Origin of the sequence: Pseudomonas sp. PS02302, assembly GCF_029959585.1 — a bacterium.
In the GTDB taxonomy this organism is placed as follows: domain Bacteria; phylum Pseudomonadota; class Gammaproteobacteria; order Pseudomonadales; family Pseudomonadaceae; genus Chryseomonas; species Chryseomonas aestiva.
The window spans coordinates 58,512-74,072 of sequence record NZ_JASCON010000008.1 but is presented as its reverse complement, the minus strand read 5'-3'; the positions used below and the strand labels follow the sequence as shown (position 1 = coordinate 74,072).

The 15,561-nt window shown below is 67.1% G+C and carries 14 protein-coding genes; 4 read left to right on the top strand and 10 right to left on the bottom strand.

Annotated features, from left to right (window positions below; all coding sequences use genetic code 11):
• Positions 1–38 precede the first annotated feature (38 nt).
• Positions 39–3,344, bottom strand: a complete 3,306-nt coding sequence (locus QMX82_RS04790) for an EAL domain-containing protein (protein ID WP_282281399.1) — start codon at positions 3,342–3,344, stop codon at positions 39–41.
• A 140-nt stretch (positions 3,345–3,484) separates the two neighbouring features.
• Positions 3,485–5,155: a 2-isopropylmalate synthase gene (gene leuA / locus QMX82_RS04785; RefSeq protein ID WP_208692279.1), complete on the bottom strand. Its 1,671-nt coding sequence runs from the start codon at positions 5,153–5,155 to the stop codon at positions 3,485–3,487.
• Positions 5,156–5,518: 363 nt separating this feature from the next.
• Between leuA and QMX82_RS04780 the strand changes: the two genes are divergently transcribed.
• Positions 5,519–5,950: a DUF4174 domain-containing protein gene (locus tag QMX82_RS04780; RefSeq protein WP_208692278.1), complete on the top strand. Its 432-nt coding sequence runs from the start codon at positions 5,519–5,521 to the stop codon at positions 5,948–5,950.
• Positions 5,951–6,202: 252 nt separating this feature from the next.
• Here the strand turns inward: QMX82_RS04780 and QMX82_RS04775 are convergent, their stop codons facing one another.
• Positions 6,203–6,871, bottom strand: coding sequence for a glutathione S-transferase family protein (locus tag QMX82_RS04775; RefSeq protein WP_282281398.1), 669 nt, complete (start codon positions 6,869–6,871; stop codon positions 6,203–6,205).
• A 27-nt stretch (positions 6,872–6,898) separates the two neighbouring features.
• Positions 6,899–8,179 carry a mechanosensitive ion channel family protein gene (locus QMX82_RS04770; RefSeq protein WP_208692276.1) on the bottom strand — a complete coding sequence of 427 codons (1,281 nt, stop codon included), beginning with the start codon at positions 8,177–8,179 and terminating at the stop codon, positions 6,899–6,901.
• A gap of 112 nt (positions 8,180–8,291) precedes the next feature.
• On the opposite strand from QMX82_RS04770, the gene QMX82_RS04765 reads away from it, so the two are divergent.
• The gene (locus tag QMX82_RS04765; protein WP_282281397.1) at positions 8,292–8,681 is read left to right on the top strand and encodes a DUF6491 family protein; all 390 of its coding nucleotides are present in this window, start codon (positions 8,292–8,294) and stop codon (positions 8,679–8,681) included.
• A 74-nt stretch (positions 8,682–8,755) separates the two neighbouring features.
• Here QMX82_RS04765 and QMX82_RS04760 read toward each other — a convergent pair whose 3' ends face one another.
• From QMX82_RS04760 to QMX82_RS04750, 3 genes are all read right to left on the bottom strand, one after another.
• Complete coding sequence (locus tag QMX82_RS04760) at positions 8,756–8,962, bottom strand: hypothetical protein (RefSeq protein ID WP_208692274.1); 207 nt, start codon at positions 8,960–8,962, stop codon at positions 8,756–8,758.
• Positions 8,963–9,057: 95 nt separating this feature from the next.
• Positions 9,058–9,879 carry a peptidoglycan DD-metalloendopeptidase family protein gene (locus tag QMX82_RS04755; RefSeq protein ID WP_282281396.1) on the bottom strand — a complete coding sequence of 274 codons (822 nt, stop codon included), beginning with the start codon at positions 9,877–9,879 and terminating at the stop codon, positions 9,058–9,060.
• Positions 9,880–9,955: 76 nt separating this feature from the next.
• Positions 9,956–11,062, bottom strand: coding sequence for an L-dopachrome tautomerase-related protein (locus QMX82_RS04750; protein WP_208692272.1), 1,107 nt, complete (start codon positions 11,060–11,062; stop codon positions 9,956–9,958).
• A gap of 158 nt (positions 11,063–11,220) precedes the next feature.
• Here QMX82_RS04750 and QMX82_RS04745 point away from each other — a divergent pair, with 158 nt between their 5' ends.
• Positions 11,221–11,400 carry a hypothetical protein gene (locus QMX82_RS04745; protein WP_208692271.1) on the top strand — a complete coding sequence of 60 codons (180 nt, stop codon included), beginning with the start codon at positions 11,221–11,223 and terminating at the stop codon, positions 11,398–11,400.
• A gap of 11 nt (positions 11,401–11,411) precedes the next feature.
• Here QMX82_RS04745 and QMX82_RS04740 read toward each other — a convergent pair whose 3' ends face one another.
• Both QMX82_RS04740 and xseA read right to left on the bottom strand, forming a co-directional pair.
• Positions 11,412–12,449, bottom strand: a complete 1,038-nt coding sequence (locus QMX82_RS04740; protein WP_282281395.1) for a purine-nucleoside phosphorylase — start codon at positions 12,447–12,449, stop codon at positions 11,412–11,414.
• 73 nt (positions 12,450–12,522) lie between these two features.
• On the bottom strand, positions 12,523–13,902 hold the full coding sequence (xseA, locus tag QMX82_RS04735; protein WP_208692269.1) for an exodeoxyribonuclease VII large subunit: 1,380 nt from the start codon (positions 13,900–13,902) through the stop codon (positions 12,523–12,525).
• Positions 13,903–14,004: 102 nt separating this feature from the next.
• On the opposite strand from xseA, the gene QMX82_RS04730 reads away from it, so the two are divergent.
• On the top strand, positions 14,005–14,556 hold the full coding sequence (locus QMX82_RS04730; RefSeq protein ID WP_282281394.1) for a sugar ABC transporter ATPase: 552 nt from the start codon (positions 14,005–14,007) through the stop codon (positions 14,554–14,556).
• Positions 14,557–14,781: 225 nt separating this feature from the next.
• Here QMX82_RS04730 and otnI read toward each other — a convergent pair whose 3' ends face one another.
• Positions 14,782–15,561, bottom strand: coding sequence for a 2-oxo-tetronate isomerase (gene otnI / locus QMX82_RS04725; RefSeq protein WP_158892807.1), 780 nt, complete (start codon positions 15,559–15,561; stop codon positions 14,782–14,784).

Here is a 15,561-nt window from a genome sequence, read left to right as displayed (position 1 = left end):
GGTTGGGAGTCATGCAGGTTACGACCGATGGCCGCGGCTCAAGGTTCGAGGCGTGATGACCCCGGCCACTCCCGCAGCGGGAGGGGTTTGCCGAGGGCATAGCCCTGGGCGTAGTCGACGCCGATGGTGCCGAGCAATTCGAAGGTGGCCTGGGATTCGACGAATTCGGCAATGGTCTCGGCGCCCAGATGATGGGCAACCTGGTTGATGGACTCGACGATGGCGCGATCCAGCGGATCCTGATCGAGGGTGCGGATGAAGCTGCCGTCGATCTTCACGTAGTCGACGCGGAAGTGCTTGAGGTAGGCGAAGGAGCTGAGGCCGGCGCCGAAGTCGTCCAGGGCGATGCGGCAGCCGCGTTCGCGCACCTGGCTGATGAGCGCGGAGGCCACCGAGAGCTTGTTGATCACCGCGGTCTCGGTCAGTTCGAAGAGCAGGCGCTGCGGATCCAGCGGCGAGGCGGCGATCAGCTCCAGCAATTCGGGCAGAAAGTCGGGATCGCTCAGGCTGTTGCCCGAGAGGTTGATGCCCACGTGCAGCTCGGGTCGTTCCTGCAGCCAGGGCACCAGCTCGACCAGCACCTGACGCACCACCCAGCGGTCGATGCTGCTCATCAGGCCGAAACGCTCGGCGGCCGGGATGAAGGTGGCCGGCGAGATCAGCTGGCCCTGGACATCGCGCAGGCGCAGCAGCAGCTCGACGTGCTGCGCAGTGCTACCGGTGGCGCGAGTGGGGACGATGGTCTGGGCGTGGAGTTCGAAGCGGTGCTGCTCCAGGGCCTCGCGCAGGCCGCTGGCCATGAGGATCTCGCGGTGCTGGCGCTCCACGTCCTCGCTGCCGGCGCGATAGAGCGCGGCGCGATTGCGCCCGGCGTGCTTGGCGGTGTAGCAGGCCACGTCGGCCTGGCTCATCAGTTCGGCCGGGCTGCGGGTTTCGGCGGTGATGGCGACGATGCCGGCGCTGGCGCCGACGTCGTAGATCCGGTTCTGCCAGTTGAAGCGCACGGCACCGATGCTGGCGATGAGTTTTTCGGCGACGGTCTCGGCCTGTACCAGGTCGCAATCGCGCAGCAGCAGGGCGAATTCGTCGCCGCCGATGCGCGCCACCGCGTCCGAGCCGCGCAGGGAATCGTGCAACAGGGTGCCCAGTTCGCGCAGCAGCAGGTCGCCGGCGGCATGGCCGGCGGAGTCGTTGACCACCTTGAAGCGGTCCAGGTCGATGAAGCACAGCGCATGCTGGATGGTGCCGGCCTGGGCCTGCTGCCAGGCGGCGTCCAGCTCCTGTTCGAACTTCAGGCGGTTGTAGAGCCCGGTCAGGGCGTCGTGGGAGGCGTTGTAGCTCAGCTCGCGCTGCAGGTTGCGGGCATGGGTGACATTCTGGAACACCAGCACCGCGCCGATGATATGGCCATCCACCGTGCGTACCGGCGCCGCGGAGTCCTGCACCTCGTGTCTTTCACCCTGGCGGCTGAGCAGCACCGCGCCTTCGTCCAGCGAGGTGATGGTCTGCTCGCGCAGGCAGCGGGTCACCGGACTGGGCAGGACCTCGTCGCTCTGGCTGTCGTGGATACGGAAGACCTCTTCGTGGGGGCGCCCCTGGGCATCCGCCAGCGACCAGCCGGTCAGCTGTTCGGCGACTGGATTGAGAAAGAGGATGCGGCCGTCCATGTCGGTGGTCAGCACGGCGTCGGCGATGGAGGCCAGGGTGACCTGCAGCCGTTCCTTTTCCTCGTAGAGCGCCGTGGTCAGGCGGTGGTGCTCGGTGACGTCTCTATTGCTGCCGACCAGGCGGCAATGCCCCTCGCTGATCTCGATGGCGATCACCTCGGAGCGGATCCTGCGCACGACACCATCCGGGCGGACGATGCGAAACTCGTGTTCATAGGAGGTGAGGTTGCGGATGGACTCGCGGAAGAGCGCCATGGAGCCATCGCGATCCTCGGGATGCAGGGCTTCGATCCAGGTCGCCAGTTCGTGGTGGCCTTCAATCAAGGGCAGGCCGTAGAGCTGATGGACCTTGGCATCGGCGATGAATTGACGGCTGCGGCTGTCCCACTCCCAGATACCGACGTTGCTCGCACGAATCGCCAGTTGCAGCCGCTCGCGCAGGTGCGCGTTGACTGCATCGGCGCGCCGCTTGGCATCGATATCACGAACCTGCAGCAGATAGCCGGTGAGCAGGTCGCCGTCGTCATGGTCGGGCGACAGCGCCAGTTGCATCCACAACCCCTGGCCATCGCGGTGCAGCAGACGGCGGGTCTGTTCGCCTTCCTCGATCGTCAGGGGTTCTTCGGCATCAGCGCTCAACGCTTCTAGCAACCGGCCGTCGAGACTGTGGCGTGGATAACCGAGCATGGCCTCCAGGGCCAGGTTCACCTGGCTCAGGCGGCCCTCCACCGACAGCAGCGCCATGCCATAGGGCGCGGCGCTCAGGGCATGGCGGAAGCGCGCCTCGTTGCGCGCCAGACGCTGGTTGTGGTGGCGGCTCTGCTGCACGGCGGCGGCCAGCAGCAGCGGTGAAATCTGCATCAGGGCCACCGGAATGTAGGTCAGGGCTTCCTGCATCAGGGAGGCGCCGCGGACACCGAGCAGATAACCGTGGGCCACCAGGTAGGTGAAGATCAGGATGTTCAGACCGCCCACCACCGCGGTACCCGCGGCGCTGAGCCTCAGGGTCATCAGCAGCAGCAGGGTGGAGACGTAGACGAAGGGATAGGGCACGTAGGTCAGCAGGGCGAGCACCAGCGCGGGGCTGATCAGCAGCAGGATGACGAATTCGCGGGCGCCCTGGCGGCTGAACTGCTGCCAGTGCAGCGGGCGGCGGAGAAAAGCCAGGGGCATCACCACCAGCAGGCCGAGGGCGTCGCCGAGGTACCAGTGCAGGGCCACTCGCAACAACTCCGGGTTGCCCTGCTGGGCGGCGATCAGGGTCCCCAGGGCGGTACCGGCCAGGGGCGTCACCAGCACCCCGTAGAACAGCAGGCGTCCCATGGCCGCGACATTGCGTTCGGGATGGAGGATGCGATCGTGCAGCAGCCAGGCGCCGAACAGGATCTCGGCCAGATTGGGTAGGGAATAGAGCGCGCCGATGGCCGGCTGGCCACTGAAGGGCAGCTCGGCCAGGGCGCCGGCCAGCCAGATCGCCAGCAGCTGCAGCGGCCAGCGGCGGGGCGCCGAGCGCAGCAGCCAGGCGATCGCCAGGCCATTGGGCAACCAGAGGGTGGCCACGCTGGTGGACGCCTGGCGGGTAAAGAGGATGCACAGGACCGAACTGATCAGGAACAGCAGTGCCAGCGCGGCGGCGTCACGCAGCAGAGAGGTGTTTCGCGACAAAGTGGAAGTCATTGCCTATCCAGACACGCTGCTCGGCCGGCAGGTGCCGGGCAGACGAGACGATCCCGAAGAAGCGGGGAGTATCTCCGCTGGTTGGCCATAAAAAAAGGGAATACCGGTCGGTATTCCCTTGGGCTTGACCAATGTCAGCGTCAGGCAGCCTTGGCCTGGGCCTGGGTAACCGCGCGGTTCAGGGCGCTGAGCAGCGCGCGGAAGCTGGCGGTGGTGATGTTCTCGTCGATGCCGATGCCGTGCAGCGGGCGCTGGCCTTCCAGGCGGACCTCGATGTAGGAGGCGGCCTTGGCGTTGGCGCCGGCGCCGATGGAATGCTCGTGGTAGTCCATGATCTCCACCGCCTGGGGCAGGCTGGCGACCAGGGCTTCCAGCGGCCCCTTGGCGGTGCCGTGCCAGTGCTCGGTACGACCCTCGACGGCGACCTTGATGTCGACGGTGGAGGTGCCATCTTCCTCGCGCAGCTTGTGGCTGACCAGGGCATAGGGGCTCTTGGCCTGCAGGTATTCCTGTTCGAGCAAGGCATGGATCTGCGCCGCGCTCATCTCCAGGCCCAGGCGATCGGTCTCGCGCTGCACCACCTGGCTGAATTCGATCTGCATGCGACGGGGCAGGCTGATGCCGTATTCCTGTTCCAGCAGGAAGGCGATGCCGCCCTTGCCCGACTGGCTGTTGACGCGGATGACCGCCTCGTAGTCGCGACCGATGTCGGCCGGATCGATGGGCAGGTAGGGCACTTCCCAGAGCGCATCCGGCTTCTGCTGGGCGAAGCCCTTGCGGATGGCGTCCTGGTGAGAGCCGGAAAAGGCGGTGTGGACCAGGTCGCCGACATAGGGGTGACGCGGGTGCACCGGCAGCTGGTTGCACTCCTCGACGGTCTTGCGCACGGCGTCGATATCGGAGAAGTCCAGCTCGGGGTCGACGCCCTGGGTGTAGAGGTTGAGCGCCAGGGTCACCAGGCAGACGTTGCCGGTACGCTCGCCGTTGCCGAACAGGCAGCCCTCGACACGATCGGCGCCGGCCATCACCGCCAGTTCCGAAGCGGCCACGCCGGTGCCGCGATCGTTATGGGTATGGACGCTGATCAGCACGCTGTCGCGGCGGTCGATGTGGCGCCCGAACCACTCGATCTGGTCGGCGTAGTTGTTGGGCGTGGCGCACTCGATGGTGGCGGGCAGGTTGAGGATCAGTTTGTTGGCCGGGGTCGGTGCGAATACCGCGATCACCGCGTTGCACACCTCGACGGCGAAGTCGGTCTCGGTGGAGCTGAACACCTCGGGCGAATACTCGAAGCCCCACTGGGTCTCCGGCCGCTCGGCGGCCAGGCGCACGATGGTCTGGCCGGCGGCCACGGCGATGGCCTTGACGCCGGCCTTGTCCTGGCCGAAGACGATGCGGCGGAAGCTCGGCGCGCAGGCGTTGTAGTAGTGGACGATGGCGCGCTTGGCGCCCTTGAGCGACTCGAAGGTGCGCTCGATGAGGTCGTCACGGGCCTGGGTCAGCACCTGGATGGTGACATCGTCGGGAATATGACCACCCTCGATCAGCTCGCGAACGAAGTCGAAGTCGGTCTGGGAGGCGGACGGGAAGCCCACCTCGATCTCCTTCAGGCCCACGGCGACCAGGCACTTGAAGAAGGCCATCTTCTTCTCGGCGTCCATCGGTTCGATCAGCGACTGGTTGCCGTCGCGCAGGTCGGTGGACAGCCAGATCGGCGCCTTGTCGATGACCTGGTCCGGCCAGGTACGGTCGGGCAGGGCGACGGGCGTGAAGGGACGGTACTTCTGCGAGGGATCTTTGAGCATGGTCATGGGGATTCTTTCCTTGGGCGGGGTCGGGACTTACGAAGCGAACGCGGTCGAGCTTCGCAGTCGTGGACTGACCAGTCGCAGGCAGCGGTGCTGCCGGAGGAGGATGAGGGTATGGGCGTTGTGCATGGCGCTAACGTTAGTCCGCCCAGGGCAGGTCTCGCAATGTTCTTTTTAAAATTGGCAGGAATGTTCACTTAGGGGTTTTTGGTGGGGATTTATTGCTGGTTGAGGCTGAGTATTGGTGATATATAAATGGGAGGGGCGGTGTTTTTTGTGTAACCCGAGATCGCCGGAGCGACCCCTGGCGCCGGGCCGGGGTCAATGCAGGACGATTCCCGGCAACCGAACGAAAGGAAGGCGTCCATGAAGACTCTCGCACTGGTAGGCCTGGCGACCACCCTGGTCGCGGGTCTGGCCTCGACGGCCCAGGCGGCCGACAACCCCCTGGAAGCGGAACGCTGGAAGACGCGACCACTGATCCTGGTCGCGCCGACGGCCAATGATCCCCAGGTCGCGACGCTCCGCGAGGAACTGGCGCAGCCGACCAATCGCGAAGCCTTCGTCGAGCGCGAGATGGTGCTCTATACGGTGGTGGGCGACGCCGGTAGCCGCAACGACGAGCCGTTGCGGCCGGAGCAGACCCGGGCGCTGCTCAAGGCGCTGGACGCCCGTGCCGGCCAGCCGGCCACGCTCTATCTGGTGGGCAAGGATGGCGGGGTCAAGGTACGGGAGCAGCAGGGGTGGTCGCTCAAGGCGCTGTTCGGCACGGTCGACCGGATGCCGATGCGGCGGTAGGGCGGGGCCCTCACCCCAGCCCTCTCCCGGGGGGAGAGGGGGCCTATCGAGGCAGCCGGACGCGTGTAGGGTGGACAACGGGGCAGCCTTGTCCACGCGGCTAAGGCACCGGGCCGTCAGTGGAAAACGCTGACGCGGTTTTCCACGCTACGGGGCTGGAGTTTCCCCTCACCCCAGCTTTTCCCCGAGGCAGGGGAGGCGCAGGACCGTAGGTTGGGTTGAGCGTTTAGCGAAGCCCAACAAGCCCAGCCCTCAGGTATAGACGTAGGGCCCGCCCTGCTCCAGCGCGCGCTGGTAGGCCGGACGGGCATGGATGCGCTTGAGGAAGTCCACCAGCTTGGGGCGCTTGCCATTGTCCAGGCCGGCGCGGCTGGCGGCGGCTTCCAGGGGGAAGCTGAGCTGGATGTCGGCCGCGGTGACGCGGTCGCCGACGAACCAGCCGCTGGCGCCCAGCTGGCTTTCCAGGTAGTCCAGGTGCAGGTCCAGTTGCGGCTGGATGAAGCTGGCCGTGGCCTTGGCGGCGATGCCCTTGGCGATGGGCCTGGCGAAGAAAGGCATGGGCGAGGTGGCGATGCGGTCGAACACCAGCTTGAGCAGCAGCGGCGTCATGGCCGAGCCTTCGGCGTAGTGCAGCCAGTAGGTGTAACGCACGAACTCCGGGCTGTCCTGGGCGGGCAGCAGTTGCGGACCGTAGCGCCGTGCCAGGTAGTCGACAATGGCGCCGGATTCGGCCAGGGTCAGCTCACCGTCGACGATCACCGGCGACTTGCCCAGCGGATGCACCTTGCGCAACTCCGGCGGGGCGAACAGGCCACCCGCCGCTCGCTCGTAGCGCTGCACCCGATACTCGATGCCGAGTTCTTCGAGCAGCCAGAGCACCCGCTGGGAGCGGGAGTTGTTCAGGTGGTGGACGACGATCATGGTCTTTCCTTAGGCCGGGGCGGGCGATCAGGGCGCCGGGGTGCCCGGTTCGCCGAGGGAGGTCATGGCCTCGCGCGGTTCCAGCCGCCCGCGGAAGTCGCGTCCGCTCGGGTGCTGGAACACATGGAGGCCGAATTCCGGGAGGATGGAGAGCAGGTGGTCGAAGATGTCCCCCTGGATACCCTCATATTGCGCCCACACCGTGGTGTTGGTGAAGCAGTAGATCTCCACCGGCAGGCCCTCGCCGGAGAGCGGCATCTGGCGTACCAGCAGGGTCATGCCCTGATGCACCCCGGGGTGGGCGCGCAGGTAGCGTTCGACATAGGCGCGAAAGGTCCCCAGGTTGGTGACCCGGCGGGTGTTGACCGGCTCCTGGCCGCGCTTTTCCAGCTTGCGATTCCAGTCCGCCAGTTCCTGTTCCTTGGCGGTGAGGTAGTCGTCCAGCAGGTTGAAGCGGTGCAGGTGCTCGCGCTCGGCGTCGCTGAGGAAATGCACGCTGTTCTGGTCGATGTTGAGCGCGCGCTTGATCCGTCGGCCACCGGCTTCCTGCATGCCGCGATAGTTGCGGAAGGCGTCGGTGATGAATCTCTTGGTGGGGATGGTGGTGATGGTCTTGTCGAAGTTCTGCACCTTGACCGTGTGCAGGGCGATGTCGATGACGTCGCCGTCGGCGTTGAGCTGGGGCATCTCGATCCAGTCGCCGACGCGGATGATGTCGTTGCTGGAGATCTGCACGCTGGCCACCAGGGAGAGCAGGGTGTCCTGGAAGATCAGCAGCAGCACCGCGGCCATGGCGCCGAGGCCGGAGAGCAGGATCAGCGGCGAGCGGTCGATCAGGGTGGCGATCATCAGGATGACCGCGATGGCGTAGATGACGATCTTGCTGACCTGGACATAGCCCTTGATCGGCTTGAGCCGCGCCGAGGGCCTTCGCGAATAGAGCACGTTGACCACGTTCAGGGCGCTGCCCAGGGCCAGGGCGATGGTCAGCACGATGAAGGCGCTGCAGACGTTCTGCACCACGGTGACCAGGGCCTCGGGCCGCCCGGGCACCAGTTCGATGCCGATCGACAGCACCAGGGCCGGAACGATGTTGGCCAGCCTACCGATGACGCGATGGTGATTGAGTTCGTGATCCTGGCCGAAGGAGGTGCTGCGCAGCAGGCGATAGAAGCCGCGCACCAGGATGCGCTTGACGATCCAGTTGAGGACCCAGGCCGCCAGCAGCAGACCGAGGCAGGCGACCAGGGTGAGCAGTTGTGGGTGTTTTTCGAGATTGTCGATCAGGTTGGTCAGGGCCGTGGGCATAGGGTGTCTCTTGACGGGATACTACGGGCGCCACGTTAGCAAAGCTGCGCCCCGCATGGCGTATTCGGCGCCCGGGGTCGGTCCAAGGTTCAGTCTTTCCAGGAAAATTTCCATGCGCGTCATCCCTGCCTTTTTGACCCTCGTCGCCGTGCTGCTGCTCGCCGGTTGCGCCGGCCGTCCGTTCGGACCGCCAACCCTGGACGATCGTCTGGCCGAGCTGGGCTATCGGCAGGGCGCCGCCATGGACACCATCCTGGGCTTCGACCTCTCCGGCTGGCACTACCTGGATACCCGGCACCTGGCGCTGGGAACCGGTCTCGGCCGCGCCTATCTGGTGGACTTCGCCGTGCCCTGTCGCAACCTGGCCGCTGGCAATCGCCTGGGCTATCGCTCGCGCGCCGCCGGCCTGCGTCCGGGCGACTTCCTGGTGTCCACCGATGCCCGGGGCAGCCGGATGGAGTGCCCCATCGGCGGCCTGTATCGCCTCGATCCCGTGCGCTGAGTGGCGCAGGGCTGGCCAGCTCGCACAGACCGGAGTCCGGCTGTGGCCGGCGATCCGCCTTGCCCGCGAGCGGCCTAGTGCTCCACCGGTTCGCGCTTCTTCCACCAGCCGGCGAACAGGCCGACCGGATAGATCGTCACCATGACGACGAACACCGCCCAGGTGCGCCAGGACCAGGCCGACAGCACGAAGCCCTGGGAAAAGCCCACCAGCAGATAGCAGGCCGCGGTGACCAGCAGGATGCTGCCGAGGGCGCTGCCGAAGCGGGGTCTTGAGGTCATGGTGATTCCAGGTCGAGGCAAGGGAGGGCGTCCCTTTTAAGCCAGTGCCGGACGCCTGGCAATGCCCCCGACTGCAACCAATTGTTTGCTGCCGGTCAGGGCTTGAAGGCGCCGATGAAGATGCTCGGGTCGACCCGCACGTCATTGAGGCTGACGTTCCAGTGCAGGTGCGGACCCGTGGCGCGGCCGGTGCTGCCGACGCGGCCGACCACGCCGCCGCGCGGGACCTCCTGGTCGACCTGGACATCGATGCGCGAGAGGTGGCAGAACATGCTGATCAGCCCCTGGCCGTGATCGACGAACACCGTCTTGCCATTGAAGAAGTAGTCGCCCACCAGCACCACCTTGCCGGCGGCCGGAGCCTTGACCGGGGTGCCGGCGGGCACGGCGAAGTCCAGCCCTGAATGCGGATTGCGCTCCTGGCCATTGAAGAAGCGGCGCAGGCCGAAGGGGCTGGAGAGCGCGCCGTCCACCGGCTTGTCCAGCAGCAGATTGCTGGGCTGGTTCGACGAGAACAGCCGGTAGGCGGCCTGCTGTTCGGCCAGTTCGCGCTCGAAGCGCTTCAGGTCCTCAGGATTGGGCGTGACCTGGCGCTGGTTCTTCAGGGTGATGCGCTGCTCGGCGTAGTGCCGACTGCCGACCGTGAACGCCTGGGGCGCGGCGCCGGCGACCTCCAGCGGCTGGCGGCCAGTGGCCGTGCCCAGGGGGATGCCGACGATGGCTACCCAGCCGTTGCCGTCCTTGACCACCAGCACCGGTTTGCCCTGGTAGCGCACCCGCGGCGCGGCGTCACCCGGAATGGGGACCACGGCGACGCCGCCCGGCACGGGTTTGTCCAGCAGGCGTTGCAGATAGGTGCCGGCGTGGGCGGGAAGGGTCAGCAACAGGCAACAGAGCAGGGCGAACAGGCGGGGCATGGGCGCATCCGGTGGCGAAAACGCCCATGCTGGAGCAGGCGAGGGCCGCGGGGCAAGGTGCCCGCGGCTCCCTTGGTCAGTTGGGGACGATCTTGTAGAGCACGGTTTCCAGCGCCGGCTTCTGCTTGGGATCGAAGAAGCTCATCTCGGGGATGCGCGAATCCGTGACGTAGACGGTGCCATCCGGACCACGGCCGAAGGTGTCCGGCCAGACCAGTTTCTTGTCCTGCACCAGGGTGGTGAGCTGACCGTTCTCGCGGATCTTCACCGCATGGTCTTCCACCGCGCTGACATAGAGGCGCCCTTGCGGGTCCATCAGCAGGCCGTCGGCCGGACCGTTCTCGCCGACCTTTTCCACCTTGGCCGGCAGGCTGGCGAGTTCGTCGCCCTGCAGCGCCGCGGTAGGAATGCGGTAGAGGGTATTGCCCTTGACCGCCTGCCAGTAAAGGTAGTCGCCGGCCGGGGAGAGGGCGATGCCATCAGCGGAGAATTCCACGCCACGGCCATCCGGACGCACCAGCGGCTTGCCGTCGGCCTTGACCTTGACGCCCTTCTCGGCCTGGGTGCTCGGATCGCCATCCAGGGCGCGGCGGGCCTTGCCGCTCTCCAGGTCCAGCACCACCAGAGCGCCGCGGGCACCGGAGTCGGTGATATAGGCATGGCGGCCATCCGGGCTGAATCTGACGTCATTGAGGTAGCTGCCCTGGGGTGCCACGCTCTCGTCCAGGGCGTAGACCTTGCTCACCTGGTTGCTGGCCAGGTCGATCCTGACCAGCTTGGGCGCGCCGGGCACCACCAGCGCCTGGGCCGGAGCGCCCGGGTCGATCACCCAGAGACTGCCACGACCGTCGGCCACCACGGATTGCACGCAGACCCAGTGATTGCCCGGGGTCAGTTCGTCGCGCTTGGCATTGCGCCAGCCGTTCCAGGCCGGGTCCGGATAGGGCACCAGGCTGCCGTCGGGCTTGAGTTCGGCGACCGAGACCTCGCTGTCTTCGGTCCAACGCGGAAAGTTGACGAAGATCCGGCCGTTCTCGCTGACGGTCACGCCCGTGACCTGGTGGTCGAAGCTGGCGACCTTTTCCAGCGTGGCGCCGGATTCGGCGGCCAGGGCGACGGGTGCCAGGGGCAGGGCGGTCAGCAGGGTGGCCAGGGCGAGGCGGGAGAGGGCAGGTCTGGGCATGGCGGATTCCTGATAGATGACCGGAGAAGCCGGTCCTGCAGGTACGACTGCGCCATCCACGTGGAAGATCGCCATGGCCGACCGCCGGCAGGCCTAGGCCTGCGCGGGAACGTCCGGGGAAATCCCGGGGTCCTTCTTCAAACCCCTGGGAGAAGACCATGCCTCGTACTCTTGCCAGCAGCCTGGCGCTACTGACCCTCGGTGCCCTGCTTGCCGGTTGCGACAAGTCACCGGAAACACCCTCGCCCCAGCGCAGCGAGGTGGTACAGAAGAGCGCACCGGGCAGCGATCCGGCCGCCCAGTCACCCGAGCGGACCGTGGAGCAGCCCCGCCAGTAGGGCTCGGAGTCTCAGCTCGCCGGCACGCCCTTTTCCCAGACGTCCCAGTGCTCGACGATCGCCTGCACCAGCGGATTGCCGGTGCGATAGAGATTTTCCAGGGCCGGGACGAAACCGCCCTGCTTGGCGTAGTCGAGCAGATTAGCCACCTCGGAGGCGCCCTTGGCCGGACGGTCGAAGTCGGAGCCGGCGCGGACCACCGCCAGCCGTTGCAGGTCGACCTTGCCCAGGCGGCTGGCGCGTAGCAGCGCTTCGTAGGTGGCGTTGTCTTCCTGCTGGGTGGTGCAGTAGCGGCCCTGGCCGTCGGTGACCAGGCGGGTCCATTCCTCGGCCCGTTCGGCGAGGCGGGTCCCGGAATACCAGGTATCGCCGGCCAGGGTGTCGCAACGGGTCACCACCGGCGGCTGGTTGGCCGGGGCGTAGTCGTAGGTCTGGCGCCAGGCCTTGGATTCCGCGCTCTCGGTCAGCTCGGCCTGGCGGGACAGGGCATAGGCTTTGTCTCTCAGCCGCACATTGAGTTCGAACACCTCGGTCTTGTAGTCCAGCGGCGGTTTCTCGCTTGGACTGCGGGTATTGATGCCCAGGTAACCGGTGGGCCAGTCCTTGGGCACATCACGGGGATCGAGCTCCCACTGGATGCCGAAGTCCACCAGGTAGCGCGCCCAGGCGGTGGTGCCCAGGGTGCCTTCCTTGGGACTGATCCCGGCGATGCCGGCGACCAGGAAATAGGTCTGTTTGAGGTCGAACCTGGGCGACAGGGTCAGCGCCAGGGTCGAGGCGGCGGCGTTGGCATGCCCCATTCCGGTGGTCATCAGGCACACCCGTGCCTCATTGCAGAGCACATCGGGATAGTCGGCGGAGAGACCGTCGACGGCGACCTTATGGGTGAGCTTGAGACGATCGATCCAGGTCTGGGCCTCGGGGGCGAACATCGCCACGATCATGACCTTGGGTTGCAGCGGCGCGGCGGGCGGGGTCGCGGCCTGGACCGCGCCGGCCAGCAGGGCGGTGGTGAGGGGGAGCAGGGACGCGCGTAGGAGGGAATGCATGGAGGGCCTCGGTAGGGGGAAATCCTGACCGAGGGTTCAAGATGCATGCCACCATCGGTCCGGGCTGGACCGATTAGTCCAACAGAGACAGAGTGGTTGGTTCCTGGTGATTGTCCAGTACCCGTACCGTCAGTTCGCCCTCGGCGAGCCGGGCAATGAGCTTCTGCCCATTGGTGACCTCGGCGGCGGCACGCACGGCGTGACCGCGTTCGTCGAGCAGGATGCTGTAGCCGCGACCCAGGGTGGCCAGGGGGCTGACGATCTGCAGGGTCTGGACGGTACCGGCCAGGCGCTGCTGGCGCTCCTTGAGTTGCCGCTGCATGACCCGCGGCAGACGTTCGGCCAGTTGCTCCAGCCGTTGGCGCAGCAGGACCAGCTGGCGCCCGGGATGCTGGCCGGCCAGTCGGATGTCCAGGTGCGCCAGCCGATCGCGACGGCGATTCTGGGCGATGACGTAGGCACGGCGCAGGCGCAGATCCAGGTCGTCCAGCCGTTGGGCCTGCTGGCGCAGCCGCTCGCCGGGGTGACGCAGGCGGCGGCTGCAGGCGTCCAGGCGCAGCCGCTCGCGGGCCAGCCGTTCGCGCATGCGCAAGAGCAGTTGGCGATGCAGGCCGTCCAGGCGCTGGCGCAGGTCGGCGCTGTGGGGCGCGAGCAATTCCGCCGCCGCCGAAGGGGTGGGCGCGCGGACATCGGCGACGAAGTCGGCGATGGAGACATCGGTCTCGTGGCCCACGGCGCTCACCACCGGGGTCTGGCAGGCGGCCAGGGCGCGGGCCACGGGTTCTTCGTTGAAGCACCAGAGGTCTTCCAGGGAGCCGCCGCCGCGCGCCAGGATCAGCGCATCGAAGCCCTGGCGATCGGCCAGTTGCAGGGCGCGGACGATCTGGGCGGTGGCCTCGCGGCCCTGCACCGCGGTGGGGATCAGCGTCAGTTCGACCTGGGGCGCCCGTCGCTTGAACACGCTGACGATGTCGCGGATCACCGCGCCGGTGGGCGAGGAGACGATGCCGATGCGCTGCGGATGGGCGGGCAGTGCGCGCTTGCGTTCGGTGGCGAACAGCCCTTCGGCGGCCAGGCGCTCCTTGAGCGCCTCGAAGGCCAGGCGCAGGGCGCCATCGCCGGCCGGCTCGACGCTGTCGAGGATCAGCTGGTAGTCGCCGCGCCCCTCGAACAGCGAGACCTTGCCGCGCACCTTGACCGCCAGGCCGTCGCGCAGCGCCTGGCGCACCCGACTGGCGTGCTGGCGGAACAGCGCGCAGCGCACCTGGGCCTGGCCGTCCTTCAAGGTGAAATACAGGTGCCCCGACGCCGGCTTGGCCAGGTTGGAGATCTCGCCCTCGACCCAGACCTGGGCGAAGACATCTTCCAGCAGCACCCGGGCGCGGCTGTTGAGCTGGCTGACGCTGAGCACCTCGCGATCGAGACCGAGGCGGGCGAAGGGATCCTTGAACATGGGGCGCTTTCTGTGGCTTTCGTCGGCCTCACCTTAGCAGCTCTGGGCGCGCGGCGAGCAGCCCATTAAGCTGCGCGCCCCTTCCTTCGAGACGCGTGTTCCATGACCCTGCGCCAGACCATCCTCGCTCCCCGCATTTCCAGCCATCCGCGGGTGGAGCGCACCGCCGTGGAGATTCTCGGCTGGCTCGCCGCCAGTGGCGTGGTCAGGGCCGAAGTCTCGCCCTGCCTGCCCAGTCGCGGCCGGCGTGGCCATGCGCCGGGGCCGCGACTGACCGAGGTGCTGCGCCTGGCGCCAGGCATGGACGATCCGCGCGACTTCGCCGACGGCGGCCTGGAAATCGTCACCGAACGCTGCATCTTCACCCCGCTGGCCGGCTTCGAGGGCCGCGCCCGCTGCCCCGGCTGCCGCCGCGAGATTGGCGAGGCGCTGTTCGAGTATCTGGAAGTCTGGATGCCGGCGGAAAGCGACAACTTCGCCTGCCCGGAATGCGCTCACGAAGACGACATCAACGGCTTCGATTTCCCCCAGCCCTGCGCCTTTTCCGACCTGGGCTTCATCTTCAACCACTGGCCGGCGCGGGCCTTCGCCCCGGCCTTCCTGGAGGAATTCCGCCGACGCCTGGGGCAGCCGTTGGCGGTGGTGGAGGTGTAGGGGCGGGCGTTTTTAGCGCGGCCATGGCGGTCCGCGATAGCCCCGTAGCGTGGAAAACCGCGCAGCGTTTTCCACTGGGGCTAGGTGCCTGACGGTGGACAAGGCGGCGCCGTTGTCCACCCTACAAGGCGGAAGGATGAGCTGTTGGGCTTCGCGTTGCTCAGCCCAACCTACGGGAGGGCAGGTTGGGCTGAGAGGGCTCTATCGTCGAAGCCCAACAGGGACTCAGGCCCGGAGCTTGCGCAACCACTCCAACCCGGCCGAGGTGTCGCCTCGCGGACGGTATTCGCAGCCGATCCAGCCGTCGTAGCCGAGGGCGTCGAAGCGCTCGAACAGATAGGGATAGTGCAACTCGCCCAGATCCGGTTCGTGGCGATCGGGTACCCCGGCGATCTGCACGTGGCCGATGCCGGCGAAGTCGCGCTCGAAGGTCTTGCTGACGTCGCCCTCGACGATCTGGCAGTGGTAGCAGTCGAACTGCACCTTGAGATTGTCAGCGCCGATGGCCTGGCGGATGGCCTGGGCGTCGTCCTGGCGATTGAGGAAGTAGCCGGGCATGTCGCGCGGGTTGATCGGCTCGATGAGGATCGTCACCCCGGCCTTGGCCGCCTGCTCGGCGGCATGGGCCAGGTTGCCCAGGTAGGTGTCGCGGGCGCGGGCCCGGTCGACTCCGGCGGGCAGCAGGCCGGCCATCACATGCACCAGGCGATTGCCCAGCACCGCGGCGTAGTCCAGGGCGCGGTCGATGCCGGCGCGGCATTCGGCTTCGCGACCGGGCAGGGCGGCCAGGCCGCGTTCGCCCGCGGCCCAGTCACCGGGCGGGGCGTTGAACAGCACCTGGGTCAGGCCCGCGGCGTCCAGGCGTGTCTTGATCTCGGCGGCGGTGTGCTCGTAGGGAAAAAGGTATTCCACGGCCTGGAAGCCATCCGCCGCGGCGGCGGCGAAGCGGTCGAGGAAGGCATGCTCGGGGTAGAGCATGCTGAGGTTGGCGGCGAAACGGGGCAT